Consider the following 24,317-nt stretch of genomic DNA (forward strand, 5'->3'; position numbering starts at 1 on the left):
GCTCGACTCAGCGGACCTTGCCCTCAGCCTGGGTCAGGTCTTCCTTGCTGAAGTCATCCACGTCGATCACCTTGCGCCGCGCTGCTTCAGCGTCATGCAGGGTTTGCGCTTCGGCGGGTTGCAGCACGCCGGCGTGCAGCGCCGCATCGATAGCGTGTTCCCCGGCAGTCGGCTTGACCTGGCCGCTTTTGAGCGCGGTGTGCAGTTTTTTCTGCAGCGGATGGCTGGCGCCGAGCAGGTCGTAGGCATGTTGCAGGGCGCCCACCGGGTCCTCCGCCGATTGCGGGCGGTAGCAGCCGGCCAGCAACTCTTCCAGGGTCGGATCGCCTTTGGCACGGCCGATCACCGCGGCCACTTCGGCATCCAGTGCATCGGACGGCCCGGTATGGCGACGCCCGAACGGGAACACGATGACCCGCAGCAGGCAACCCAGCACCTTGTTCGGGAAGTTGCTCAGCAGTTCATCCAGTGCACGCTCGGATTCACCAAGGCTTTCTTCCATGGCCCAGGCGAACAGCGGTTCCAGGTGGTCCGGCGAATCCAGGTCGTGGTACCGCTTGAGTGCAGCCGACGCCAGGTACATATGGCTCAGCACATCACCCAAGCGTGCCGACAGGCGTTCGCGCCGCTTCAGCTCGCCACCCAGCAGCATCATGCTCAGGTCGGCCAACAGCGCGAAGGCGGCAGCCTGACGGTTGAGCGCGCGGAAGTAACCCTGGCTCAAACGATTGCCCGGAGCCTTCTCGAAATGACCCACGCCGAGGTTCAGCACCAGGGTGCTGGCGGCGTTGCTCACGGCGAAGCCGATGTGTTGCATCAGCAGGCCGTCGAATTCCTTCAGCGCCTGGTCGTGGTCTTCGCGGCCGGCCAGGGCCATTTCCTTGAGCACGAATGGATGGCAACGGATCGCGCCCTGGCCGAAGATCATCAGGTTGCGCGAGAGGATATTCGCGCCTTCCACGGTGATGAAGATCGGCGCGCCTTGCCAGCTGCGACCCAGGTAGTTGTTCGGGCCCATGATGATGCCTTTGCCGCCGTGCACGTCCATGGCGTGGCTGATGCACTCGCGACCGCGTTCGGTCAGGTGGTACTTGAGGATCGCCGAGAGGACCGACGGTTTTTCCCCCAGGTCCACGGCATTGGCCGTGAGCATGCGTGCGCTGTCCATCAGCCAGGCGTTGCCGCCGATGCGCGCCAGGGCTTCCTGGATACCTTCAAAGGCGGAAAGCGGCACGTTGAATTGCTCGCGCACCTGGGCGTATTGGCCGGTCACCAGGCTGGTGAACTTGGCCGCGCCGGTGCCCACCGCAGGCAGGGAGATCGAACGGCCCACGGACAGGCAGTTCATCAGCATCATCCAGCCCTTGCCGAGCATTTCCTGGCCGCCGATCAGGAACTCCAGGGGGATGAACACATCCTTGCCGGAGTTGGGACCGTTCATGAACGCGGCGCCCAGGGGCAGGTGACGACGGCCAATTTCCACGCCGGGCGTGTCGGTCGGGATCAGCGCCAGGCTGATGCCCAGGTCTTCCTCTTCGCCCAGCAGGTGGTCCGGGTCATGGGCCTTGAAGGCCAGGCCCAGCAGGGTCGCGACGGGGCCGAGGGTGATGTAGCGTTTTTCCCAGTTCAGGCGCAGGCCGAGGGTTTCCTTGCCTTCCCATTCACCTTTGCAGATCACGCCAGTGTCGGGCATGGCGCCGGCATCGGATCCGGCCAGCGGGCCGGTCAGGGCAAAGCACGGGATGTCATCGCCACGGGCCAGGCGGGGCAGGTAGTGGTTGCGTTGTTCGTCGGTGCCGTAGTGCAGCAACAGCTCGGCCGGGCCGAGGGAGTTGGGCACCATCACGGTCGAGGCCAGGTCGCCGCTGCGGGTGGCGAGTTTCATCGCGACCTGGGAGTGGGCATAGGCAGAGAAGCCCTTGCCGCCATATTCCTTGGGAATGATCAGGGCGAAGAAGCCGTGGGTCTTGATGTGTTCCCAGGCCGCCGGCGGCAGGTCCATGGCCTGGCCGATTTCCCAGTCGCTGACCATGGCGCAGAGTTCTTCGGTAGGGCCGTCGATGAACGCTTGTTCTTCTTCGGTCAGTTGGACCTTGGGGTAGGCCAGCAACTTGTCCCAATCGGGGCGACCGCTGAACAGCTCGCCGTCCCACCACACGGTGCCGGCGTCGATAGCGTCGCGCTCGGTCTCGGACATCGGCGGCAGGACTTTCTGGAACCAGCTGAACAGCGGTTTGGTGAAGTATTGGCGACGCAGGTCGGGCAGCAGCAGGGGAGCGGCCACGACGGCGATCAACACCCAGAAGATCAGCAGCAGCCAACCCGGTGCGTGGCTCCAGGCACCCATCGCCAGCAGGTAGACGGCGACCACACCCAGTGCGGGCAGCGGGGCGACGCGGCGGTGTGCGAGGTAGGCAATGCCGATTACCAGCACCAGTATCCACAACAACAGCATATTCAATCCTCCGTGAAACCAGGGGCGAAACCACCAGGGAGCTTAGTCGGCATCCGAGCAAGCGGGGTGATCAGGGTGTTACAAGTTGTACTGGGAGCACCTGGCAACAGGCGCCGACATTTGGCCGATTCGTCGTTATCGCTGTGGCAGACCTGTCGTTAAACTCCAGGCTTACCCCGGAGATCACGCTCATGGATATGTACCTGAGTCCCAGCCGCTTCATCGATAGTGACCACCCTGCGGTGGTGGAGTTCGCCGAAAAACATCGCGGAACCCGCGCGGCTTCTAGTGACCAGGCAGTCAGCCTTTACTACGCCGTGCGTGAGGCGATTCGCTACAACCCCTACACCTTCAGCCGTGACCCAGGCACCTTGAACGCCAGCTTCGCCCTGGCCAGCGGCGAAAGTTATTGCGTGCCCAAAGCCACCTTGCTGGCGGCCTGCGCCCGCCACTGCGGCATCCCGGCGCGCATCGGCCTGGCGGACGTGCGCAATCACTTGTCGACGCCGCGCCTGCTCGCCTTGCTCAAGAGTGATGTGTTTGCCATGCACGGTTATACCGAGCTTTACCTGCAGGGTCGCTGGGTCAAGGCCACGCCCGCGTTCAACCAGCAACTGTGCGATGTGTTCGACGTTCCGCCGCTGGACTTCGACGGCGTCAACGACAGTGTCTTCCACGCGTTCAACCGCCAGGGCCAGCGTTCGATGGAATACGTGGTCGACCACGGGCAATTTCCTGACGTGCCCGAGGCGTTTTTCTTCGCGCATATTCAGCAGTGTTATCCCCACTTGTTCAGCGAGGACATGCCGACCCTGCTGGGCGATATGCAGAGCGATTTAAGCCGCGCGTGAACCGGCGTATGCTGCTGCGTTCATCAAGCCATGTTCATCAACAATAAGGCGCGGTCATGCTGAAAATCTGGGGTCGTAAAAATTCATCAAACGTCAGGAAGGCACTGTGGTGCGCCGAAGAACTCGGCCTGGACTATGAGGCAATTGATGCGGGCGGGGCTTTTGGTGTGGTCGACACGCCGCACTACCGCGCGTTGAACCCCAATGGCCGGGTGCCGATGATCGAGGACGGCGACTTTGTGCTGTGGGAGTCCAACACCATCGTGCGCTACCTCTGCGCCAAGCAGGCCTCCAACTGGTACCCGAGTGACCTGAAGGCCCGCGCCAACGCCGAAAAATGGATGGACTGGACCACCTCCACCTTTGCCGAACCGTTCAAGATCGTGTTCTGGGGCGTACTGCGCACCCCGGCGGAAAAACAGAACTGGGACACCATCCACGCCGGGCGCCAGGCCTGCATCGATGTGCTCAACACCGTCGACCAGGCGCTCGCTACACAGCCGTATCTGTCGGGTAAGGAGATCGGCATGGGCGATATCCCCCTGGGCAGCTTCATCTACGCCTGGTTTGAAATGCCCATCGAACGGCCGGCAATGCCCCATCTAGAGGCCTGGTACCAGCGCCTGCAACAGCGCCCGGCCTACCGCAAGGCGGTCATGACTGCGTTGACTTAATACCCACTATTAATACGGGTGACTGTACTTGTGCGGCGCGGGCAAGCACCATGCTTGTCATGCGCCGCCGTTGAACTACCTGGGCTGCGCCCCCATCTACTCTTTCTATTCCCTTCTTTGGTGCGTATTCCGATATGAGTTCCGCTCTGTCCATCCGGCAGCTAACCAAAACCTACGGCAACGGTTTCCAGGCCCTGAGTGGTATCGATCTGGACGTCGCCGAAGGTGACTTCTTCGCCTTGCTCGGCCCTAACGGCGCCGGCAAATCCACCACCATCGGTATCCTCTCCACGCTGGTCAACAAGACCAGCGGCTCGGTGAATATCTTCGGTCACGACCTGGACAAATCCCCGGCGGCGCTCAAGCGCTCCATCGGCGTGGTGCCCCAGGAATTCAACTTCAACCAGTTTGAAAAGACCTTCGACATCGTCGTGACCCAGGCGGGCTACTACGGCATCCCGGCGAAAGTCGCCAAGGAACGCGCCGAGCAGTACCTGACCCAACTGGGCCTGTGGGACAAGCGCGATGTGCCTTCGCGTTCGTTGTCCGGCGGCATGAAGCGCCGCCTGATGATCGCTCGCGCACTGGTGCACGAACCGCGCCTGCTGATCCTTGATGAACCTACCGCTGGTGTGGACATCGAGCTGCGTCGTTCGATGTGGACCTTCCTCACCGAGCTGAACGAGAAGGGCATCACCATCATCCTCACCACCCATTACCTGGAAGAGGCTGAGCAGCTGTGCCGCAACATCGGCATCATCGACCACGGCACCATCGTCGAGAACACCAGCATGCGTAACCTGCTGGGTCAGTTGCATGTGGAAACCTTTTTGCTCGACTTGAAGAACAATCTGTCGGTGCCGCCGCAATTGCTGGGCTACCCGAGCCGGCTTGTCGACAGCCACACCCTGGAAGTGCAGGTGGACAAGGCCATGGGCATCACCGCGCTGTTCACCCAGTTGGCGGCCCAGCAAATTGAAGTGCTGAGCCTGCGTAACAAAACCAATCGCCTTGAGGAGTTGTTCGTGTCCCTGGTGGAGAAAAATCTGGCGAAGGTGGCGGTATGAGTTCCGAACTGCAACCCAACCTTGTCGCGCTGCAAACCATCGTTTATCGCGAAGTGAAACGCTTTACCCGGATCTGGCCGCAGACCCTGCTGCCGCCGGCGATCACCATGGTCTTGTACTTTGTGATCTTCGGTAACCTGATTGGCCGGCAGATCGGCGACATGGGTGGCTTCACCTACATGGAGTACATCGTGCCGGGCCTGATCATGATGTCGGTGATCACCAACTCCTACGGCAACGTGGTCTCGAGTTTCTTCGGCAGCAAGTTCCAGCGCTCGATCGAAGAACTGATGGTGTCGCCGGTGTCGCCGCACACCATCCTGATTGGCTACACCCTGGGTGGCGTGCTGCGCGGGCTGATGGTGGGCGTGATCGTGACTCTGCTGTCGTTGTTCTTCACGCATTTGCAGGTGCATCACCTTGGCGTCACCATTCTGGTGGTGGTGCTGACTGCGACGATCTTCTCGCTGCTGGGCTTCATCAACGCTGTGTTTGCGCGCAACTTCGATGATATTTCGATCATCCCGACCTTTGTGCTGACGCCGCTGACCTACTTGGGCGGGGTGTTCTACTCCATCACGCTGCTGCCGCCGTTCTGGCAGACTGTGTCGCTGGCCAACCCGGTATTGCACATGGTCAACGCCTTTCGCTACGGCATCCTGGGGGTGTCGGATATCAAGATCAGCGTGGCGATCACCTTTATGATCGTCGCCACGGTGGTGTTGTATATCGGCTGTGCGCGGTTGTTGGTGAGCGGGCGTGGGATGCGTACCTGAGCAGCGATCTGCAATGAAAAAACGGCCTCAGATGAGGCCGTTTTTTTTTGCACCGCTGTGGGAGTTGGCTTGCCTACGAAGGCGGCCTGACAGCCGACCTGGATGTTGGATCTGATCGGGTACATATCCGTTATTTGGGTAACGGCTGGTATGGGTTCCGCCCTTACGGCGGGTCACTTTGGAAAAGAGCCCCAAAGTAACCAAAGGGCTCTTGCCCCAACACTCGGCACCTCGCCTAGGCTCGGTGTGCCCGTAATCCGACAGTGATTTGGGGGGCCGCCGCCACGCGCCATCCATGGCGCGGGGCGGCTAAACCGGCATCCCTGCCGGTTTACCCCTCAAATCCCTGTCGAATTCCGGCCAGCGTGTTTGATGGGGCGCCTAAGATCAAAATCAAAAGCAAGGCGGCCTGACAGCCGGCCTGAGTGGTTGGATCAAAGGCAGGTAGGTGTAGGAGCTGGCTTGCCGGCGATGCAGGCGGCTCGGTACCGCAGGTACACCCCGCGTTATGCCATTGCCGGCAAGCCGGCTCCTACAGGGGAGGTTCAGGCGTTGAGTGCCAGTTCGATCAGGGCGTGCAGTTCTTGCACTGTCAGCGGGGCGTTCGAAAATAGAATGCGAAACACCGTTGGCGCTGCGATCAGGTTGATCAGGTGGTCCACGCTTGGCGGCGTGCTTTGCGGGTAGCGATCGACAATCGCCTGCAACTGCCCACTCAGGATGCTCACGCAGTATCCCGGCGTGATCGTGCACTGCAGGTCGCGCATCATGTTGCGGCCCGGCTCCGAACTCATTTCATCCAGGTATTGCTCGGCCCAGGCCTGCAGGTCGCCGCGCAGGCTGCCGGTGTTGGCGGGTTCGCTGTCGGGGCGCATGCGTGCCAGGGCCACGTCCGCGAGCAGCACGGAGAGGTCGCCCCAGCGCCGGTAGATTGTCGAGGGCGTGACGCCTGCGCGTGTGGCAATCATGGGCACGGTGACGCTGGAGCGCTCGTGGGCTTCCAGCAGTTCACGCACCGCCGAATGGACGGATTCTTGTACCCGGGCACTGCGGCCCCCCGGGCGAAGGCCTTCTTTTATCGCCATGTTTGTGACCTTAACACAAAGAATTTGCTTTAAGCGCTGGCGGGTAGCACACTCTGCAAAAGCAAAATATTAGCTTTAGCGGAGCGTGTGCATGTCCAGTCCTGTTTCCCATCGTTCCAGCCTGGTGTTTCTCGCGATCACCTTGCTGACCTTCCTGGCCGCTTCGAGTGCGCCGACGCCGTTGTACCACCTGTATCAGGAAGGCCTGCATTTTTCGGCAGGCATGCTGACGCTGATCTTCGGTGTCTACGCCCTCAGCCTGCTGGCGGCACTGTTGACCGTCGGCTCTTTGTCGGACCACCTGGGGCGCAAGCCGGTGATTTTTGCTGCGCTGCTTCTGGATATGCTGGCGATGCTGCTGTTTATCAATGAAGGCAGCGTGGCCTGGCTGATTGCCGCCCGCACGTTGCAAGGGTTTGCCACTGGCATGGCCACCGCCGTATTGGGCGCGGCACTGCTCGACACCGACCGCCAACAGGGCCCGCTGGTCAACAGCGTGGCGCCGCTCTTGGGCATGGCTTGCGGGGCGATGGGCAGCAGTCTGCTGGTGGAATTCGCGCCCCTTCCGACCCAGTTGATCTACTGGACGTTGCTGGCCTTGATGCTGTTGCAGGCCCTCTACGTATGGCGCCTGCCGGAAACGGTGAGCCGCATCCCCGGCGCACTGGCGTCGCTGCGCCCAACATTGCATGTACCGCCCCAGGCGCGCCGGGCGTTGTGGCTTTCATTGCCGGTGGATGTGGCGGTGTGGGCGATGGGTGGCTTCTACTTGTCACTGGCCCCGTCGCTGGTGCGGGCCGCCACCGGGTCTACCTCCAACCTGATCGGTGGCGGCCTGGTGGCCGTGCTGACCCTGAGCGGCGCGTTGATGATCTTTACCTTGCGTAATCGTCCGGCCGACAAGGTGCTGCGTCTCGGCGCCGGCTTGCTGGCCATCGGTGTAACGCTGATCCTCACGGCGGTGCACAGCGCCAGCCTGCCCCTGTTCTTCATCGCCACGCTGATCGCCGGCAGTGGCTTTGGCGCGGGCTTTCTTGGCGCCTTGCGCAGTGTGGTGCCGTTGGCCTTGCCCCACGAGCGCGCGGGGCTGATGTCGGCGTTCTATGTGCTGAGCTACCTGGCGTTCTGCTTGCCTTCGTTACTGGCGGGCAACCTGATTCGCAGCTTTGGCCTGATCGCCACCACCGACGGCTACGGCGCGGTCCTCATCCTGCTGGCTGTCGGTGCGCTCATTGCCTTGCTGTTGCAGGATTCGGCGCGCGTGCGGGCGACGACAGGCGGCTGATGGGTAATAATCAGTGCCCGTATCCGCCTGATCGAGATTCGCGCATGAAGATCATCCGCAGCAAGGACTTCACCGGCAGCCGTGCCTGGGAGGCGCTGGACATCGCCAACATGAATGGCATCACCACGCGCCTGCACTGGACCGACCAGCCGTATCGCTGGCATATCAACGACGGCGAAGAAGTGTTTGTGGTGCTCGATGGCCGGGTGCAGATGCACTACCGCGACAATGGTTTCGAACAGGTGGCGGAGCTGGGCGTCGGGGACATCTTTTACGCCAGCGTCGGCACCGAACACGTGGCCCACCCGCAAGGGCCGGCGCGGATTCTGGTGATCGAGTGCGAAGGCAGCGTCTGACGATATATAGGTAAAGTAGATAACAGATAGAGATATTACCCGTTATATAGATATTCGATTCGGTTCTACCATGGTCTCACCCTCATGCGAGGAAGAGGATTGCCATCATGACCTGTTCGAATAGCATCAGTTACAAACCCTTCAGTCACCTGACCCGTCCACGGGAAGTGATCCGCCAGTTCACGCCGAACTGGTTTGCCGCCACCATGGGCACTGGTGTGCTCGCACTGGCCCTGGCGCAGTTGCCAGTCAACCTGCCTGGCCTGCACGCCATCGCCGAGGCGTTGTGGTTGTTCACTGTTGGCCTATTTGTGTTGTTCAGCGTGTTGTACGCGGCCCGCTGGGTGATGTTTTTCCACGAGGCGCGGCGCATTTTCGGTCACTCCACCGTCTCGATGTTTTTCGGCACCATCCCCATGGGTCTCGCGACGATTCTCAACGGCTTGCTGTTATTTGGCCTGCCGCGCTGGGGCGCCGGTGTGATACCGCTGGCTGAAACCCTGTGGTGGCTGGACGTGGCCATGGCCCTGGCCTGCGGCGTGCTTATCCCCTTCATGATGTTCACACGCCAGGAACACAGCATCGACCAGATGACCGCCGTCTGGCTGCTGCCTGTGGTTGCCGCTGAAGTTGCCGCGGCCAGTGGTGGGCTGCTCGCACCGCACCTGGCAGACGCGCATTCGCAACTGGTGATGCTGGTGACCAGCTATGTGCTGTGGGCGTTTTCGTTGCCGGTGGCGTTCAGCATCCTGACCATTCTGATGCTGCGCATGGCCCTGCACAAACTGCCCCACGCCAACATGGCCGCGTCGAGTTGGCTGGCCCTGGGTCCCATCGGCACTGGTGCGCTGGGCATGTTGCTGCTGGGGGGCGATGCGCCGGCGATCTTTGCGGCCAATGGCTTGCCGGGTGTTGGTGAGATCGCCAACGGCCTCGGCCTGGTAGCGGGCATTACGTTGTGGGGCTTCGGCCTGTGGTGGATGCTGATTGCGGTGCTGATCACCCTGCGTTACCTGCGCGCCGGTATCCCGTTCAACCTCGGTTGGTGGGGTTTCACCTTCCCGCTGGGCGTGTATGCCCTGGCGACGCTGAAGCTGGCGAGCCTGCTGCACCTTGGGTTCTTCAGCGTTTTTGGCAGCGTGCTGGTGGTGGCATTGGCGCTGATGTGGCTGATCGTCGCCAAGCGCACTGTGCAGGGCGCCTATAAAGGTGAGCTTTTTGTTTCGCCGTGCATTGCGGGACTAGCGAATAAGTAAGCAGGATTAGGTAAAGTCGTGGCCTGAACGCTTTTACAAAAAACAGGCCACGCAGGAACACGGACGATGAGCCACCCCTCGCAATTCACCTTGCTGCGCACACGGCGTTTCCTGCCGTTTTTCATCACCCAGTTGCTGGGCGCTTTCAACGACAACATCTTCAAGCAATCGCTGATCCTGGCCATTCTCTACAAGCTCACTATCGACGGTGACCGCTCGATCTGGGTCAACCTCTGCGCATTGTTGTTTATCCTGCCGTTCTTCCTGTTCTCGGCCCTGGCCGGGCAGTTTGGCGAGAAATTCAACAAGGACGCGTTGATCCGCGCGATCAAGATCGGTGAGATCGTGATCATGGCCGTGGGCGCGACGGGCTTCCTCACCAACCACCTGGAGCTGATGCTGCTCGCGCTGTTTGCCATGGGCACTCACTCGGCGCTGTTCGGCCCGGTGAAGTACTCGATCATGCCCCAGGCATTGCATGACGATGAGCTGGTCGGCGGCAACGGCCTGGTGGAAATGGGCACGTTCCTGGCGATCCTGGCCGGCACCATCGGCGCCGGGATCATGATGTCGTCCACCCATTACGCCCCCGTGGTGTCCGTGGCGATTGTCGGCGTAGCGGTGCTGGGTTACCTGGCCAGCCGCAGCATTCCGCGCGCGGCCGCGTCGACCCCGGAACTGCGCTTGAACTGGAATATCTTCAGCGAATCCTGGGCCACCCTGCGCTTGGGCCTGGGGCAAACACCGGCCGTTTCGCGCTCCATCGTCGGCAACTCGTGGTTCTGGTTTGTCGGTGCGATCTACCTGACGCAGATCCCGGCCTACGCCAAGGAGTGGTTGTACGGCGACGAGACCGTGGTGACACTGATCCTCACGGTGTTCTCGGTGGGTATCGCACTGGGTTCGATGCTCTGCGAAAAGCTCTCCGGGCGTAAGGTCGAAATCGGCCTGGTGCCGTTCGGTTCATTCGGCCTGACGGTGTTCGGCCTGCTGCTGTGGTGGCACTCCGGCGGCTTCCCGCAGAACGTCCAGGCCAACGATTGGCTTGCCGTACTCAGCTACGGCCAGGCGTGGTGGGTGCTGTTCGATATCCTCGGCCTGGGTGTATTCGGCGGCTTCTACATCGTGCCGCTGTATGCATTGATCCAGTCGCGTACCGCCGAGAACGAACGCGCGCGCGTAATCGCCGCGAACAACATTCTCAACGCGCTGTTCATGGTGGTCTCGGCCATCGTGTCGATCCTGCTGCTGAGCGTGGCCAAGCTGTCGATCCCGGAACTGTTCCTGGTGGTGTCGCTGCTCAACATCGCGGTCAACACCTACATCTTCAAGATCGTCCCCGAGTTCACCATGCGTTTCATGATCTGGCTGCTCAGCCATTCCATGTACCGCGTGGAGCATCGCAACCTGCAGGCGATCCCGGATGAAGGCGCGGCGTTGTTGGTGTGCAACCATGTGTCGTTTGTGGATGCACTGTTGATTGGCGGCGCGGTGCGTCGGCCGATTCGCTTCGTCATGTACTACAAGATCTACCGCTTGCCGGTGCTCAACTTCATCTTCCGCACCGCCGGGGCGATTCCGATTGCGGGGCGCAACGAAGATATCCAGATCTACGAAAAGGCCTTCACGCGCATTGCGCAGTATTTGAAGGAAGGGGAGTTGGTGTGCATCTTCCCGGAGGGCAAGCTGACTGCCAATGGCGAGATGAACGAGTTTCGCGGGGGCGTGACGCGCATCCTTGAAGAAACCGCGGTTCCGGTGATTCCGATGGCGTTGCAGGGGTTGTGGGGGAGTTTCTTCAGCCGCGATCCGAACAAGGGCTTCTTTCATCGCATCTGGTCGCGGGTGGTATTGGTGGCGGGCGAGCCGGTGGCGGTCGAGTCGGCGACCCCGGCGCAGTTGCAGGAGAAAGTTACTCAGCTGCGCGGCACGGTCCTGTAGGAGCGCGGCTTGCCGGCGATGGCTATCTTTAGGCCGCCATCGCCCGCAAGCGGGCTCCTACAAGGGTTATGTGGAGATTTTCAGGCCAATAAGCCCACAAATGATCAACGCCACGCTGGCCAAACGGAACAACGCCATGGATTCCCCAAACAGGATAATCCCAGCGATCACGGTGCCCACTGCACCCACGCCGGTCCAGATGGCATAGGCGGTGCCCAGCGGCAGTTCCTTCATGGCGAGCCCCAGCAGGCCAAGGCTGATGGCCATGGCGGCAATCGTCAGGGCCGTGGGGAGTGGCTTGCTGAAACCGTCGGTGTACTTCAGGCCGACGGCCCAGCCGACTTCAAACAGACCCGCGAAAAACAGAATGATCCAGGACATGATGACCTCCTAACACTAGGTGGGGTCGTCCCCGGAGTAGTCGCTTGAGCGCGTCGCGGGGTCGTCCCCGCGAAGCGCGTTAGAGTGCCGAAAAGTGCTCGGCTGATCAAGTTTGCGGCGTGTTCTCCAGGGCGCGACGGTCTTCCTTTTCGCTCATGCGGCGGAAGTAAGTCGACAGCAATGCACCGGAGATATTGTGCCAGACACTGAACAGGGCACTCGGCACCGCCGCCAGCGGCGAAAAGTGCGCACTGGCCAGCGCGGCGCCCAGCCCGGAGTTCTGCATGCCCACCTCCAGCGCCAGCGACTTGCGCTGCGCCAACGGCAACTTGAACACGCGGCCGGTGAAGTAACCCAGCAGGTAGCCAAAGCTGTTGTGCAGCATCACCACGGCCATGATCAACAAGCCCGACTCGGCGATCTTCGCCTGGCTGGCGGCAACCACCGCCGCGACGATGATCACGATGCTCACCACCGACACCAGTGGCAGCACATCGACCGCATGCCGAACCCGATCGCCGAGCACGCGTTGCGCCAGCACGCCGAGCACGATCGGCAGCAACACCACTTGCAGGATCGACCAGAACAGCTCCATGAACGACACCGGCAGCCAGGCCGAGGCCAGCAGCCAGATCAATGCTGGCGTGAGCAGCGGGGCGAGGAGGGTGGTGACGGCGGCGATGGCCACCGACAACGCCAGGTCGCCACGGGCCAGCCAGGTCATCACGTTGGACGAGGTGCCGCTTGGGCAGCAACCGACCAGGATCACGCCGACGGCGATTTCCGGGGGGAGATGGAAGGCCTGGCACAGCAACCACGCCACGCCCGGCATGATCACGAAATGCGCAACCACGCCTAATGCCACACGCCAGGGGTGGCGGGCGACTTCGGCGAAGTCATCGAGTTTGAGGGTCAGCCCCATGCCGAACATCACCAGGCCCAGCAGCGGGACAATGGCGCTTTTAAGGCCAATGAACCAGCCGGGTTCGAGGAAGGCGACGACGGCGAAAATCAACACCCAGTAGGCGAAGGTATTGCCGACGAAGCGGCTCAAGGCGGCGAGTGCGCGCATGGGGATGTCCTTTTTTGTTGGATTCGATCAAATGTGGGAGGGGGCTTGCCCCCGATTGCAGTCTGTCAGTCATAGGTGTTTTAACTGACAGAATGCTATCGGGGGCAAGCCCCCTCCCACATTTTGAATTTCACACGGTTTAGATACCTTGCGGAGTCTCTTCACCGCCCAATGCTTCAACCAGCGCCGGCAAGAAGTCGCCAAACGTCAGCATCATCAGGGTAAAGCTCGCATCCAGTTGGCCCAGGGCTTCTTCACCGCCGTCCTGTTCGGCCTGGTCTTGCAGCAGGTCTTCGAACTTCAGGCGCTTGACGGTCATTTTATCGTCGAGCATGAAGGACAGCTTGTCCTGCCAGGCCAGGGCCAGTTGGGTCACGACTTTGCCGGTGGTCAGGTGCAGCTGGATCTCTTCGCCGGTCAGGTCCTGACGCTTGCAGCGCACGATGCCGCCGTCTTCGTGGGTATCGCGCAGTTCGCATTCGTCGAGGACGAAGAAGTCATCGGCCTGCTTCTGGGTGGTGACCCAGTCGGTCATGACCGCCGTCGGTGCGGTTTTTACCGTCAGTGGGCGAACGGGCAGGGTGCCGATCACTTCACGCAAGGTCGACAGCAAGTCTTCGGCGCGTTTCGGGCTGGCGGAGTTGACCAGGATCAGGCCTTGTTTCGGCGCGATGGCCGCGAAGGTCGACGAGCGACGGATAAAGGCGCGGGGCAGGAAAGCCTGGATGATTTCATCCTTGATCTGGTCGCGTTCCTTCTTATAGACCTTGCGCATTTGCTCGGCCTCGATCTCTTCGACTTTCTCTTTCAGTGCGTCACGCACCACGCTGCCCGGCAGGATACGTTCTTCCTTGCGCGCGGCGATCAGCAGGAAGTCACCGCTGACGTGAACCAGGGGAGCGTCTTCACCTTTACCAAAAGGCGCGACGAAACCGTAAGTGGTCAACTCCTGGCTTGCACACGGGCGCGCCAGTTTGGTGGCCATGGCCGCTTCCAACGCCTCGGCATCAACAGGCAGATCTTGGGTCAGGCGATAGATAAGCAGGTTCTTGAACCACATGGGGTGAGTCTCTCCTTTATACAAAGGGGGGCATTATTGTCTTGATAACGCCCCAGGCCAACCCTGCCTAAGCCATTGGAAGCTATCAAAAAAAAGATTTAAGAAAGTGCTTGCCAGACCCAGGGTCGCTCCGTAGAATGCGCGCCACACCGAAACGAAGGGTGATTAGCTCAGCTGGGAGAGCATCTGCCTTACAAGCAGAGGGTCGGCGGTTCGATCCCGTCATCACCCACCATTCGCTTCATGTGTTACGCGCAGCGGTAGTTCAGTCGGTTAGAATACCGGCCTGTCACGCCGGGGGTCGCGGGTTCGAGTCCCGTCCGCTGCGCCATATTCGGTTACCTGGAACGCTGAACGCCAGGTCACCACAGGAAGCCCGCTCATTGAGCGGGCTTTTTGCTGTCTGGGCTTTGCAAAAGCCGATAAAAACGCCGCCGATCATTTTCAATGATCGGCGGCGTTTTTTATTGGGGGCTAGAAATCCCAGCGGGTGGTCACCATGAAGTTGCGCGGCTCGCCGTAAGCGGCGGAGTTATAGAAGCCGATGTTGGTGTAGTAGTGCTTGTCGAACAGGTTGTTGACGTTCAGCGTGGCCGACAGGTTTTTGCTGACCTGATATTTGGTCATCAGGTCCACCAGCCAATAGGCATCCTGGGAGAACTCTTCGTATTGGCTGTGCGGGTTGTTGTAGATGTCCTGCCAGCCCACGCTTTGCCAGCGCACGCCACCGCCGACGGTCAGCTTGTCCAGGTTGCCCTTGAGCTTGTAGGTGGTGAACAGCTTGACCTGATCTTCAGGTTCGAAGGTGGAGATCTTCTCGTCCTTGTCGTCGCGCACCACCTTGTGGGTGTAGCCGGCCTGGAGTTGCCAGCCAGGGGCAATCTCGCCGGACATCTCCAGCTCATAACCTTTGGTGACGGCCTTGCTGCTCTTGTAGGCGTAGTTGTTCGGGATGGGCGTCTGGTTGTTGTACTCGTCATCCGACAGTGCGCGATTGGATTCGTGGATTTCAAAGTAAGCCGCGCTGGCGTTCAAGCGACCGTCGAAAAAGTCGGCTTTCATGCCCAGTTCCCAGTTCTGGCCTTCGTCCGGCTCAAGCAGCTTGTTGTCTCGATCGCGGTTGTAATTCTCCTGCGGCATGAAGATATCGGTGTAGCTGGCGTAGACCGAATAGGTGTCGTTGAGGTCGTACACCGCACCGATGTAAGGGACGAAACGCCCGGACTCACGGTAGTTGGGGTTGTAGCCCGTGACCTGATAGTTGACCACACGCCCGCCCAGCAGCAGCTTGAGGTCGTCGGCGAGGTTCAGGCGGGTAGTCACATAAGCGCCTGTCTGGCGCACGGTGTCGTCGGTCAGTGATTGCGCGCGGCCCCAGTCCGGTATCGTGGCGTGGCCGTGCCAGTTGTTGAAGTCGACGATATTGGGGGAGAGGTTCCAGTAGCCTTTGCCTTTCCATTCCGAGGCGCTGATAGAGCCGCCCAGTACCAGTTCATGTTCGCGACCGCCCAGGCTGAAGGGACCGCTCACGTACAGGTCGGCGGAATCGCTGACGGTTTCCCCGGTGTACTTGCCCGAGGTGAGTTGCGCGGTGCCGTCGGGCTGCGGCTGGTCACCCTGGATCGAGCCCATCAGGGCGTGGTAGCCGTTGATCTTGTGATCCAGTTGCAGCTTGGTCACCCAGCCATTGCCCAGGTCGTGTTCGAGCATGGCAAATACGGTGCGGGTGTATTGCTCCCAACTGCTCCAGTCGGCAGCGTTGTTGAACGAGCGCTTGACGCTATTGCTGTCGCCTCTGGAGTTGATCAACGGGAAACTGCCCGACCACGAAGAGCCCTTTGGCAGCGTGTCTTGATAGTCACCGCCGACCGTGAGCAGGGTATCGGGTGACAGGTCGAACTCCATGATGCCGTAGTACGTCGGGCTCTGGCGCGAGTAGTGGTCCATGAACGAATGTTTGTCCTGGTAGGCCGCTACGGCCCTGCCACGCACGTTGCCGCTTTCGGTCATGGGGCCGCTGACATCCAGCTCGCTACGGTAATTGTCCCAGGAACCGGCACCGAGGGTCGCATGCCCCTTGAAGTCGGCGGTGGGCTTCTTGCGCACCAGGTTGATCGTCGCGCCCAGCGAACCTGCGCCAGTCAGCAGGCCAGTGGCGCCCTTGAGCACTTCGACACGGTCATAGATCGCCATGTCGCTCAGGGTGTTGCCCGCCGAGTAAGCGACGTTGCGCGCCGTGGACGGAATGCCGTCGTACTGGAAGTTATTGATCGAGAAGCCCCGGGCGTAGTAGTTGGTACGCTCGGTGTCGAAGGCTGAAACGGTGATGCCGGGTGTGTGGCGCATCACGTCATCGACGTTGTTCAGGCCGAAATCATCCATGTGCTGGCGGGTGACCACCGACACCGACTGTGGGGTTTCCTTGGGCGTCAGCACCATCCGCGTGGCGGTGGCGATCGTGCCGGGCGTGTAGGAACCGGTGTCTTCGGTGACGTTGCCGAGTTGGTTGCCGCTGACCTGGGTCGGGCTCAGTTCCAGGCTGCCGTCGCCGGCGGTGGGGGCGGGTTGCAGAGCATAGACCTGATCACCTTTTACCGCGCGGTAGCCGCTGCCTTGCAACAACCTGTCGAAACCGTCCTGGATCGCGAAATTGCCTTTCAGGCCTGGGCCTTTGAGGCCTTCCAGTTCGTGGGACTGGAACACGATCGCCACACCGGCCTGCTGGGCGAAGCGGTTGAGCGAACTGCCCAGCGGCCCGGCGGGGATGTCGTAGGTCTGGGCTGCGACGCTGACGGCATCGGCTTGGGCCATGCTGATGTTCAGCGTAGTGGCGGTGAGCATGGCCAGGGACAGCGGCGCGCTTTTCAGGAGCCGAAAGCGTCCGCGCGGGTAGGAAGGGGTGTGCATGGTGAAGGCAGTCCTTTATGTGTCGAATTACCTTCCTTGACGGGCAGCCTCGAAAAAACCGGAAGCAAATGCGAATAATTATTTATTGGGCGGTGTCTCGGGGCTTACCACGATCAACCAAGGGGTGAAGGCCTGCACCTGGATCGGCAACGTTTGCGCGAGTAATTGCAAGGCATGGTCGCTGTTATCCAGCGGGATCACGGCAGACACTCGCAGGCCTTGCAGCGCACGGCGATCAAATTGCACGCGGCCGGCGCGATGCCGGGCGATTTCGTCCAGGACCTCGGGCAATGGCTTGTTCTCCACGACCAGTTGATGGCGACGCCAGGCCTCGTTGATGCTGGTCGGGTCGACAGTGCCGGCCAGGCGAACGTCGCTGGAACGCATCAAGGCTTGTGAGCCTGCGTCGACTTCCAGCGTCTGCTCGCCGTTGGCACTGTGTGCGGCCACGCGGGATTCGAGCATGCTCAGCACGGTGACATCACCGTCTCGCTTGACCACAAACCGTGTGCCCAGCGCTCGCAGGGTGCCTTGAGGCGTCTGCACGACAAACGGCCGCGTGGTGTCGTGGGCCACCTGCACCAGGATTTCGCCTTGCAGCAATTCGATACGGCGTTGTTTGCTATCGAAATGCAGGTTTGCCGCGCTGATACCGTTGAGGGTCAGCGTTGAGCCATCCGCCAGTTGCAGGGTTTGCCATTGGCTTGGCCCGTTGCGCACATCGGCCATCCATTGCTGCGGATAAGGGCTGATCAGCAGCGCCGCTGCCGGAATCGCCAGGCTGCAGGCCACTACCAGCGCGCGCACGGCGTTCTTGCGTCGACGGTTTTTGGGCTGGGCAAAGGCTGCGTTCAGCGCCGCCCGTGCCGGGGCTTTTTTGCCACGCAGTGCCTGCATGCGGGCGATAACGGCTTCCATGCGGGCGGCCGCTGCGGCGTGTTGCGGGCTTTGCTGTTTCCAGCACTCGAACGCCAGTCGCTGGGCCTCGTTCAGTTCGCCGTCGTGCAGGCGCAGCAGCCATTCGGCCGCTTGTTGTTCGATCTGTGGGTGGGCGTCCGGCATGCTCAATCAGTGTCCATACTGTGGCCGCAATGCATGAGCGCCTTGATCAGGTATTTGCGCACGGTGCGTTCCGACAACTTGAGCTGTCGGGCGATTTGCTGTTGAGTCATTTCTTCGAGGTAATACAGCACGAATGCCTGGCGCGAGTATTCGTGCATGCCTTCCAGGATAAACGCGATCTGTTCGAGGGCTTCGAGGGTGGTGTGGATCTGCTCCGGGGATTGAAACCCTTCCAGCGCGTCCACGGTGAGGGCCAGTTCCTGCAGGTAGGCCTGTTCGATCTGCTTGCGCCGCGCCTGGTCGATGAGCAGGCGCCTGGCGGTGGTGCTCAAATACGCCCGGGGCTCGCGAATGCCGGCGACAGACTCGCGCGCGTTCAGAATGCGTGCAAAGGTATCCTGCGCCAGGTCGGCTGCGTTCTGCCGGCAGCCCAGTTTGCGGCGTAGCCAGGTGAGCAGCCAGCCATGATGCTCGCTGTAGAGCTGGGTAATTTCCCGTTGGAATGGCGGTTCACCCACAGACATAGGCGTGGCTCAGGCGTTATTGAGAATGGTTTTTAATTGTGCCGCCAAGCCACGGGTAAACGCAATAGACTCGCGTTTGAGGGCGCAGAAGCCCGTTTTTGCTGGGGTTTGCTCTGGACGAGAAAATATTTCAAATAAAGTGCATTTAAATCAAGACATTGCGGATTTTTAGTGTATGATGCCGCCCACACCGAAACGAAGGGTGATTAGCTCAGCTGGGAGAGCATCTGCCTTACAAGCAGAGGGTCGGCGGTTCGATCCCGTCATCACCCACCATTCGCTTCATGTGTTACGCGCAGCGGTAGTTCAGTCGGTTAGAATACCGGCCTGTCACGCCGGGGGTCGCGGGTTCGAGTCCCGTCCGCTGCGCCATATTCGGTTACCTGGAACGCTGAACGCCAGGTCACCACAAGAAGCCCGCTCATTGAGCGGGCTTTTTTTCGTCCGCGATTTATCCTCCTGGCGCCTTGCCATTGTGCACTGCCTAGTTGCCCTGAACTGTGCTGGTGCGCCATGACGTGAGGGAATACCCCCATGCACATTGGTTGATTGCGCCCTCGGCCGCTTAAACGTTTATTAATAGCCACGCGAAGACTTCCAGGCGAGTGACTGGCAGCAGGATGCTGCCGTACCCGCTCATTCACATAAAAATAGTCTGCAAGGGGAATGGCTCTACATGAAATATCCACTGCGTCCGTTGGTGTTCTGGCCAACTTTCCTGATTCTGCTGGCGGCGGTGATCGCCAGCTACGTCGACCTGAATGCCTTCCTGGCGGTCAGCAAACAGCTCAACAACCTGATCCTGAAAAACTTCTCTTGGCTGTTCAGCGCCGGCTCGTTTGCGATGGTCGTGCTGACCGCTATCGTCTACTTCTCCGCGCTGGGCAAGGTGCGCATCGGCGGTGAAGAAGCCCAGCCCCTGCTGAGCAAATGGCGTTGGTTCATGGTGGCGCTGTGCACCACGCTGGCAGTGGGCGTGCTGTTCTGGACCACCGCCGAACCGCTCTATCACCTGTACGGCCCACCCACCAGCCAGCCAATCGAAGCGGGCAGCTCGGCGGCCAAGAGCTTTGCCATGTCGACGATGTTCCTGCACTGGACCATCACTCCCTACGCCATCTACCTGGTGCCCTCGCTGGTGTTTGCGCTGGTGTTCTATAACCGTCGCAGCAACTTCTCCATCGGCGCCATGCTTGAGCCGCTGCTGGGTGCGGCGCGGGTCAAGCGCTACGCCGGGCTGATCGACACCCTGGCGATGTTCGCCCTGGTGGCCGGCATGGCCTCGTCCCTCGGCACGGGTGCGCTGACCCTGGCCGGTGGCCTGGCCCAATACATTGGCGGTGAAACCACACCGTTTCGCTTGGCTATCATCATTGCGATCATCGTCATCACCTTTGTCGCCTCGGCCGCCAGCGGCCTGCAAAAAGGCATTGTGATGCTGTCCTCGTTCAACACCTGGATCATGCTGGCCCTGGGGATGTTCGTGCTGCTGTGCGGGCCGACCTTGTACATGTTCAGCCTCGGCGTCGAGTCCCTTGGCGTGTACCTCGACACCTTCTTCAGCCGCAGCCTGTTCACCGGCGCCGCCAGTGGCGACACCTGGCCGTACAGTTGGACGGTGTTCTACTGGTCGGTGTGGTTTGCCTGGGCGCCGGTGAGTGCGCTGTTCCTCGGCAAGATAGGCCGTGGCTATACCGTGCGTGAATTCATCCATATCAACATGCTCTACCCGGCGTTGTTCACGGCGGTGTGGATCTGCATCTTCTCCGGCACCAGCCTGTACTTCGATGCGCTGGGCGACGGCAGCCTCAACCGGGTGTTGAACGAGCAGGGCGTGGAGCATGTGCTGTACCAGATGTTCCAGCAATTGCCGGCCAGTGGCCTGATGATCGCGTTCCTGCTGTTTGTCGCGTTCATCTCTTTCGTCACCGCGGCCGACTCCAGCACCGACGTGATCGCCAACCTGTGCAGCAAAGGCGTGACCGCCGATTCCGACCTGGACGGCAACCCGCTGCTGAAGATTGTCTGGGGCCTGATCATCGGCTCGGTCTCGTGGGTGATGGTCGCGTTTGTCGGCATCGACGGGGTGAAGATGCTCTCCAACCTCGGCGGCTTGCCGGGCATGATCCTGGTGTTGCTGGCCAGTACCTCGTTGATCTTCTGGCTGAAGAACCCGGCGCTGCTCGATGTGAAAAACGTCCGGCCGGCCACCGAGCCCGAGCTGCGCGGCACCAGCCCCGTGGCGGAATTTGCCCGCTAGACCCAACCACCTGTGTGCCTCCCCACGCGCTCCCCTGCGGGCGTGGGGGAGCCGTTTGTTCGCAATAAACGCGTTTGGAGTTACCGATGGAAATCGTTACCGAGTTTGCCTACAAGGTCCGTGAAATCGAGCACTGCCTGATCCCCTTGAAGGACGGCACCCAACTGGCTGCCCGTATCTGGCTGCCCGAAGTCGCCGGCTCGCAGGCCTTCCCGGCGATCCTGGAATACCTGCCGTACCGCAAGCGCGATGGCACTGCCGTGCGTGATGCGCTGACCCATCCGTGGATGGCGGGGCAGGGCTATGTGTGTGTGCGTGTGGATATGCGTGGCAATGGCGAATCCCAGGGGTTGATGGCCGATGAATACCTGCTGCAGGAACAGGAAGACGCCCTCGAAGTGATCGACTGGCTGTGCCAGCAACCCTGGTGCGATGGCAATGTCGGCATGATGGGCATCTCCTGGGGCGGCTTCAACGGCCTGCAAGTCGCGGCGCGCCAGCCCGAGGCGCTGAAGGCGATCATCACCCTGTGCTCCACCGATGACCGCTTTGCCGACGACATTCATTACAAGGGCGGCAACCTGCTGATGGAGAACTTCGGCTGGGCCGCCACCATGCTCAACTTCAGCGCTGCCGTGCCCGATCCTGTGCTGGTCGGCGATGGCTGGAAAGATCTCTGGCACCAACGCCTGGACGCCATGCCGTTGCTCGCCGAGACCTGGCTGCAGCACCAGACCCGTGATGATTACTGGCGCCATGGCTCGGTGTGCGAGGACTATTCGAAGATCAAGGCAGCGGTCTATGCCGTGGGCGGGTGGGGCGATGCCTACCGCAATACCGTCTCGCGCCTGATGGAAAACCTGCCAGGGCCGAAGAAGGCCATGATCGGTCCTTGGATTCATAAATACCCGCATTTCGCCGTGCCCAATCCGGCCATCGGCTTTCTGCAAGAAGCCAAACGCTGGTGGGATCACTGGCTCAAGGGCGTCGATAACGGGGTGATGGATGACGCAGCCTGCACTTTTTACCTACAGGATGTTCTGCCGCCGAAGGGCAGTTACGCTGAACGGCCGGGTATCTGGGTGCAGACAGCGGGCTGGCCGGATCCGCAGGTGCAATGGCGCGATTTCAGCCTCGGCGAACACGGCTTGAATGCGGGCATCCAACCTTTGGCCGCACCGCAAAGCATTTGCTCGCCGCTGACCACCGGCTTGCACCAGGGTGAATACTGCGCGATCTGGTTTGGCCCCGATGGCCCGACGGACCAGCGCCGTGATGATGCCCACTCGCTGTGCTTTGACTCCCAACCCTTGACCGAACCTTTGGCGCTGCTCGGTGATGCGCGCCTCAAGCTGCGCGTGGCCAGTGACACATCCTGTGGTCAGTTGGTGGCCCGGTTGAACGCAGTATCCCCGGAGGGCCACGTCACGCAGATCAGCTACGGCGTGCTCAATCTCACGCTGCGCGAGGACCTTTCCCACGTAACACCTGTAGTTCCGAATGAACCGATGGACGTGCAGTTAAACCTCGATCACATCGGCATGCGCCTACCCACCGGCTACCGTTTACGCCTGGCGTTGAGCACCGCGAGTTTTCCGCTGCTGTGGCCGAGTCGCGAGCTGACCACCCTGACCTTGCTGCCGACGCTGCAAAGCCTGCAACTGCCGGTATTCAACGGCACGGCGGTGGACTGCCCGTTCGAAGCGCCACAGGCGGCGACCCCGGTCGCCATGGAAATCCTGCGCGCCGCCGCGCCGAAACGCACGTTGATCGAAGATGTCGGCAGTGGTGAAGTCTGCGTCAAAATCGAGGATGACCTGGGCGCGGTGCGTTTTATCGACCACGGCCTGTCGGTGGACCAGCGTTGCACCGAGCAATACCGCACCTTGCCCTGGGACCCGCTGTCGACGCGTGCCGATATTCAGTGGCACTACCGCGTGGGCCGTGACCAGTGGGCCGTGGAAGTGGAAAGCCTGCTGAGCGTGCACGCCGATGCCGAGTGGTTCTACATCGAAGCGGAGCAGACCGCCTGGGAAAACGGCCAGTTGGAACACCGTCGGCAATGGAGTAAACGCGTGGCCAGGGTCGCGCTGTGAGCGGGCAACTGGCAGGATGCCTGCCAACGTGATCTCTGCGGGCCTGGGCAAACCCAGGCCCGTGACTGCCAATGGACCTGCTCATGTCGCGCCGAAACGTCGATCTTCCGCCCCTCAACTGCCTGCAGACCTTCGAGGCGGCTGCCCGCCATTTGAGCTTTACCCAGGCGGCCCATGAGCTGAACCTGACCCAGAGTGCGGTCAGCCGCCAGGTCAAGCGCCTCGAAGAAGACCTGGCCCGCCCGCTGTTTTACCGGCTGGCCCAGGGCCTGAGCCTGACACCCGCCGGGGTCCGATATTTCCGCACCATCCAGCGTCTGTTGCGTGAGCTCGACCGTGAGTCTGCCGAGTTGCGCCGGCGTGGCGCCGACCGCCAACTGACCCTGGCCAGCACGCCCACCATCAGTTCGATCTGGCTCGCCGGCCTGTTACCGCAATTCCAGCGCGAGCACCCGGACCTGGACATCCGCATCCTGTGCAGCGAAAGCCCCAGCCACCTGGACGTCAGCGAATATGACCTGGGCCTGTTCTATCACCTGGATGAACTGGCCGCGCCCCTTGGCCTGGAGTTGTCGCCGGTGTTCGACAGCGAGCAGGTCATCACCGTGTGCAGCCCCGGCTACATTGAACGCCACGGCCCGATTCGCGATCTGCACCACTTGTTGCACGCTCACACCTTGTTGATCGTCGAGGACCACTACCATGACTGGCTGACCTGGACCGACTGGTTCGCCGACGCCGGCGCCGACTACTACACCCCGCGCCATGCATTGCGTACCAACAGCTATCAACTGTTGATGCAATCGGCGGTGATGGGGCACGGCGTTGCCCTGGGCTGGAAGAGTCTGCTGGAAGACGATCTGGCGTCCGGGCGCCTGCAAATGGCCTTGCCTCACACCATGCACAGCCGGGGCCGCCTGCATCTGATGCAACCCCACCACCGCAACCCGCCGTCGGCTGCGCGCAGTTTTCGTCAATGGTTACTGGCCAAGGCTGCCGAGGTCGAGTGATCTGGCTGAAGGTCAACGTTGGCCGGTTTTTTTCTTGCGGGTCTGACGCGTCGCCAAGTGCTCGAAACAAAAAGACGCGGTGCCGAACACTGCAATCAGGGTGAGTACGAGCATGCCGAGAGTTGAGCTTTCCACGGTGGTTTCCTACAGGTGATGGAGTAGGTCTTCACGGTAGAGGTGGGGAGAAAGCGGCTCAATA

General features: G+C 61.0%; 20 protein-coding genes and 4 tRNA genes. 15 read left to right on the plus strand and 9 right to left on the minus strand.

What is annotated here, in order from left to right:
- Positions 1-7: 7 nt before the first annotated feature.
- Complete coding sequence (locus KUA23_RS09740) at positions 8-2,455, minus strand: acyl-CoA dehydrogenase (protein ID WP_252993839.1); 2,448 nt, start codon at positions 2,453-2,455, stop codon at positions 8-10.
- 191 nt (positions 2,456-2,646) lie between these two features.
- Between KUA23_RS09740 and KUA23_RS09745 the strand changes: the two genes are divergently transcribed.
- The 4 genes from KUA23_RS09745 (at position 2,647) to KUA23_RS09760 (ending at position 5,823) form a co-directional block, all read left to right on the plus strand.
- A complete protein-coding gene (locus tag KUA23_RS09745; RefSeq protein ID WP_099490961.1) occupies positions 2,647-3,306 on the plus strand; it encodes a transglutaminase-like domain-containing protein in 660 nt (219 codons plus the stop codon).
- Between the two features lie 56 nt (positions 3,307-3,362).
- Positions 3,363-3,980 (plus strand): glutathione S-transferase family protein, encoded by a 618-nt coding sequence (locus KUA23_RS09750; protein WP_252993840.1) that lies wholly within the window; start codon positions 3,363-3,365, stop codon positions 3,978-3,980.
- A gap of 134 nt (positions 3,981-4,114) precedes the next feature.
- The gene (locus tag KUA23_RS09755) at positions 4,115-5,047 is read left to right on the plus strand and encodes an ABC transporter ATP-binding protein (protein WP_078047677.1); all 933 of its coding nucleotides are present in this window, start codon (positions 4,115-4,117) and stop codon (positions 5,045-5,047) included.
- Entirely contained in the window at positions 5,044-5,823 is a 780-nt protein-coding gene (locus tag KUA23_RS09760) for an ABC transporter permease (protein ID WP_005786689.1), read from the plus strand. The genes KUA23_RS09755 and KUA23_RS09760 overlap by 4 nt, the downstream gene beginning before the upstream one ends.
- A 545-nt stretch (positions 5,824-6,368) precedes the next feature.
- Here KUA23_RS09760 and KUA23_RS09765 read toward each other — a convergent pair.
- Entirely contained in the window at positions 6,369-6,908 is a 540-nt protein-coding gene (locus KUA23_RS09765; protein ID WP_028615763.1) for a TetR/AcrR family transcriptional regulator, read from the minus strand.
- Between the two features lie 91 nt (positions 6,909-6,999).
- Here KUA23_RS09765 and KUA23_RS09770 point away from each other — a divergent pair, with 91 nt between their 5' ends.
- From KUA23_RS09770 to KUA23_RS09785, 4 genes are all read left to right on the plus strand, one after another.
- Positions 7,000-8,193 (plus strand): MFS transporter, encoded by a 1,194-nt coding sequence (locus KUA23_RS09770; RefSeq protein WP_028615764.1) that lies wholly within the window; start codon positions 7,000-7,002, stop codon positions 8,191-8,193.
- Positions 8,194-8,237: 44 nt separating this feature from the next.
- A complete protein-coding gene (locus KUA23_RS09775) occupies positions 8,238-8,549 on the plus strand; it encodes a cupin domain-containing protein (protein ID WP_028615765.1) in 312 nt (103 codons plus the stop codon).
- Between the two features lie 107 nt (positions 8,550-8,656).
- Positions 8,657-9,805, plus strand: coding sequence for a TDT family transporter (locus KUA23_RS09780; RefSeq protein ID WP_252993841.1), 1,149 nt, complete (start codon positions 8,657-8,659; stop codon positions 9,803-9,805).
- Positions 9,806-9,871: 66 nt separating this feature from the next.
- The gene (locus tag KUA23_RS09785) at positions 9,872-11,746 is read left to right on the plus strand and encodes an MFS transporter (protein ID WP_078047680.1); all 1,875 of its coding nucleotides are present in this window, start codon (positions 9,872-9,874) and stop codon (positions 11,744-11,746) included.
- A gap of 66 nt (positions 11,747-11,812) precedes the next feature.
- On the opposite strand, the gene sugE is transcribed toward KUA23_RS09785, so the two are convergent.
- The 3 genes from sugE to rdgC form a co-directional block, all read right to left on the minus strand.
- Positions 11,813-12,127: a quaternary ammonium compound efflux SMR transporter SugE gene (gene sugE, locus KUA23_RS09790; RefSeq protein ID WP_003237114.1), complete on the minus strand. Its 315-nt coding sequence runs from the start codon at positions 12,125-12,127 to the stop codon at positions 11,813-11,815.
- A gap of 106 nt (positions 12,128-12,233) precedes the next feature.
- The gene (locus KUA23_RS09795; RefSeq protein WP_012723140.1) at positions 12,234-13,199 is read right to left on the minus strand and encodes a bile acid:sodium symporter family protein; all 966 of its coding nucleotides are present in this window, start codon (positions 13,197-13,199) and stop codon (positions 12,234-12,236) included.
- Between the two features lie 139 nt (positions 13,200-13,338).
- Positions 13,339-14,259, minus strand: a complete 921-nt coding sequence (rdgC, locus tag KUA23_RS09800) for a recombination-associated protein RdgC (RefSeq protein WP_252993842.1) — start codon at positions 14,257-14,259, stop codon at positions 13,339-13,341.
- Positions 14,260-14,418: 159 nt separating this feature from the next.
- Here rdgC and KUA23_RS09805 point away from each other — a divergent pair.
- Both KUA23_RS09805 and KUA23_RS09810 read left to right on the plus strand, forming a co-directional pair.
- Positions 14,419-14,494: transfer RNA gene (locus KUA23_RS09805), tRNA-Val, on the plus strand.
- A gap of 19 nt (positions 14,495-14,513) precedes the next feature.
- Positions 14,514-14,590, plus strand: a tRNA-Asp gene (locus tag KUA23_RS09810).
- 143 nt (positions 14,591-14,733) lie between these two features.
- Here the strand turns inward: KUA23_RS09810 and KUA23_RS09815 are convergent.
- The 3 genes from KUA23_RS09815 to KUA23_RS09825 all read right to left on the minus strand — a co-directional run bounded on the left by KUA23_RS09815 (position 14,734) and on the right by KUA23_RS09825 (position 18,752).
- Positions 14,734-17,166: a TonB-dependent siderophore receptor gene (locus KUA23_RS09815; protein WP_306428777.1), complete on the minus strand. Its 2,433-nt coding sequence runs from the start codon at positions 17,164-17,166 to the stop codon at positions 14,734-14,736.
- 78 nt (positions 17,167-17,244) lie between these two features.
- On the minus strand, positions 17,245-18,228 hold the full coding sequence (locus KUA23_RS09820; RefSeq protein WP_252993843.1) for a FecR family protein: 984 nt from the start codon (positions 18,226-18,228) through the stop codon (positions 17,245-17,247).
- A 2-nt stretch (positions 18,229-18,230) separates the two neighbouring features.
- A complete protein-coding gene (locus tag KUA23_RS09825; RefSeq protein ID WP_078047685.1) occupies positions 18,231-18,752 on the minus strand; it encodes a sigma-70 family RNA polymerase sigma factor in 522 nt (173 codons plus the stop codon).
- Positions 18,753-18,952: 200 nt separating this feature from the next.
- On the opposite strand from KUA23_RS09825, the gene KUA23_RS09830 reads away from it, so the two are divergent.
- The 5 genes from KUA23_RS09830 (at position 18,953) to KUA23_RS09850 (ending at position 24,118) form a co-directional block, all read left to right on the plus strand.
- Positions 18,953-19,028 (plus strand) — tRNA-Val (locus KUA23_RS09830).
- A gap of 19 nt (positions 19,029-19,047) precedes the next feature.
- Positions 19,048-19,124, plus strand: a tRNA-Asp gene (locus tag KUA23_RS09835).
- 304 nt (positions 19,125-19,428) lie between these two features.
- The gene (locus KUA23_RS09840) at positions 19,429-21,012 is read left to right on the plus strand and encodes a BCCT family transporter (protein WP_252993844.1); all 1,584 of its coding nucleotides are present in this window, start codon (positions 19,429-19,431) and stop codon (positions 21,010-21,012) included.
- 86 nt (positions 21,013-21,098) lie between these two features.
- The gene (locus KUA23_RS09845) at positions 21,099-23,108 is read left to right on the plus strand and encodes a CocE/NonD family hydrolase (RefSeq protein ID WP_252993845.1); all 2,010 of its coding nucleotides are present in this window, start codon (positions 21,099-21,101) and stop codon (positions 23,106-23,108) included.
- Positions 23,109-23,191: 83 nt separating this feature from the next.
- Entirely contained in the window at positions 23,192-24,118 is a 927-nt protein-coding gene (locus KUA23_RS09850) for a LysR substrate-binding domain-containing protein (RefSeq protein ID WP_078047688.1), read from the plus strand.
- A 12-nt stretch (positions 24,119-24,130) separates the two neighbouring features.
- Here the strand turns inward: KUA23_RS09850 and KUA23_RS09855 are convergent, their stop codons facing one another.
- A complete protein-coding gene (locus KUA23_RS09855) occupies positions 24,131-24,253 on the minus strand; it encodes a hypothetical protein (RefSeq protein WP_256572963.1) in 123 nt (40 codons plus the stop codon).
- Positions 24,254-24,317: the final 64 nt, after the last annotated feature.

This window comes from Pseudomonas pergaminensis (assembly GCF_024112395.2).
GTDB classification, from domain to species: domain Bacteria; phylum Pseudomonadota; class Gammaproteobacteria; order Pseudomonadales; family Pseudomonadaceae; genus Aquipseudomonas; species Aquipseudomonas pergaminensis.

Excerpts from the sequence above, each read along its gene's own strand:
- KUA23_RS09740 (WP_252993839.1), bottom strand. The coding sequence starts at position 2,455 with ATGCTGTTGTTGTGGATACTGGTGCTGGTAATCGGCATTGCCTACCTC.
- KUA23_RS09745 (WP_099490961.1), top strand. The coding sequence starts at position 2,647 with ATGGATATGTACCTGAGTCCCAGCCGCTTCATCGATAGTGACCACCCT.
- KUA23_RS09750 (WP_252993840.1), top strand. The coding sequence starts at position 3,363 with ATGCTGAAAATCTGGGGTCGTAAAAATTCATCAAACGTCAGGAAGGCA.
- KUA23_RS09755 (WP_078047677.1), top strand. The coding sequence starts at position 4,115 with ATGAGTTCCGCTCTGTCCATCCGGCAGCTAACCAAAACCTACGGCAAC.
- KUA23_RS09760 (WP_005786689.1), top strand. The coding sequence starts at position 5,044 with ATGAGTTCCGAACTGCAACCCAACCTTGTCGCGCTGCAAACCATCGTT.
- KUA23_RS09765 (WP_028615763.1), bottom strand. The coding sequence starts at position 6,908 with ATGGCGATAAAAGAAGGCCTTCGCCCGGGGGGCCGCAGTGCCCGGGTA.
- KUA23_RS09770 (WP_028615764.1), top strand. The coding sequence starts at position 7,000 with ATGTCCAGTCCTGTTTCCCATCGTTCCAGCCTGGTGTTTCTCGCGATC.
- KUA23_RS09775 (WP_028615765.1), top strand. The coding sequence starts at position 8,238 with ATGAAGATCATCCGCAGCAAGGACTTCACCGGCAGCCGTGCCTGGGAG.
- KUA23_RS09780 (WP_252993841.1), top strand. The coding sequence starts at position 8,657 with ATGACCTGTTCGAATAGCATCAGTTACAAACCCTTCAGTCACCTGACC.
- KUA23_RS09785 (WP_078047680.1), top strand. The coding sequence starts at position 9,872 with ATGAGCCACCCCTCGCAATTCACCTTGCTGCGCACACGGCGTTTCCTG.
- sugE (WP_003237114.1), bottom strand. The coding sequence starts at position 12,127 with ATGTCCTGGATCATTCTGTTTTTCGCGGGTCTGTTTGAAGTCGGCTGG.
- KUA23_RS09795 (WP_012723140.1), bottom strand. The coding sequence starts at position 13,199 with ATGCGCGCACTCGCCGCCTTGAGCCGCTTCGTCGGCAATACCTTCGCC.
- rdgC (WP_252993842.1), bottom strand. The coding sequence starts at position 14,259 with ATGTGGTTCAAGAACCTGCTTATCTATCGCCTGACCCAAGATCTGCCT.
- KUA23_RS09815 (WP_306428777.1), bottom strand. The coding sequence starts at position 17,166 with ATGCACACCCCTTCCTACCCGCGCGGACGCTTTCGGCTCCTGAAAAGC.
- KUA23_RS09820 (WP_252993843.1), bottom strand. The coding sequence starts at position 18,228 with ATGCCGGACGCCCACCCACAGATCGAACAACAAGCGGCCGAATGGCTG.
- KUA23_RS09825 (WP_078047685.1), bottom strand. The coding sequence starts at position 18,752 with ATGTCTGTGGGTGAACCGCCATTCCAACGGGAAATTACCCAGCTCTAC.
- KUA23_RS09840 (WP_252993844.1), top strand. The coding sequence starts at position 19,429 with ATGAAATATCCACTGCGTCCGTTGGTGTTCTGGCCAACTTTCCTGATT.
- KUA23_RS09845 (WP_252993845.1), top strand. The coding sequence starts at position 21,099 with ATGGAAATCGTTACCGAGTTTGCCTACAAGGTCCGTGAAATCGAGCAC.
- KUA23_RS09850 (WP_078047688.1), top strand. The coding sequence starts at position 23,192 with ATGTCGCGCCGAAACGTCGATCTTCCGCCCCTCAACTGCCTGCAGACC.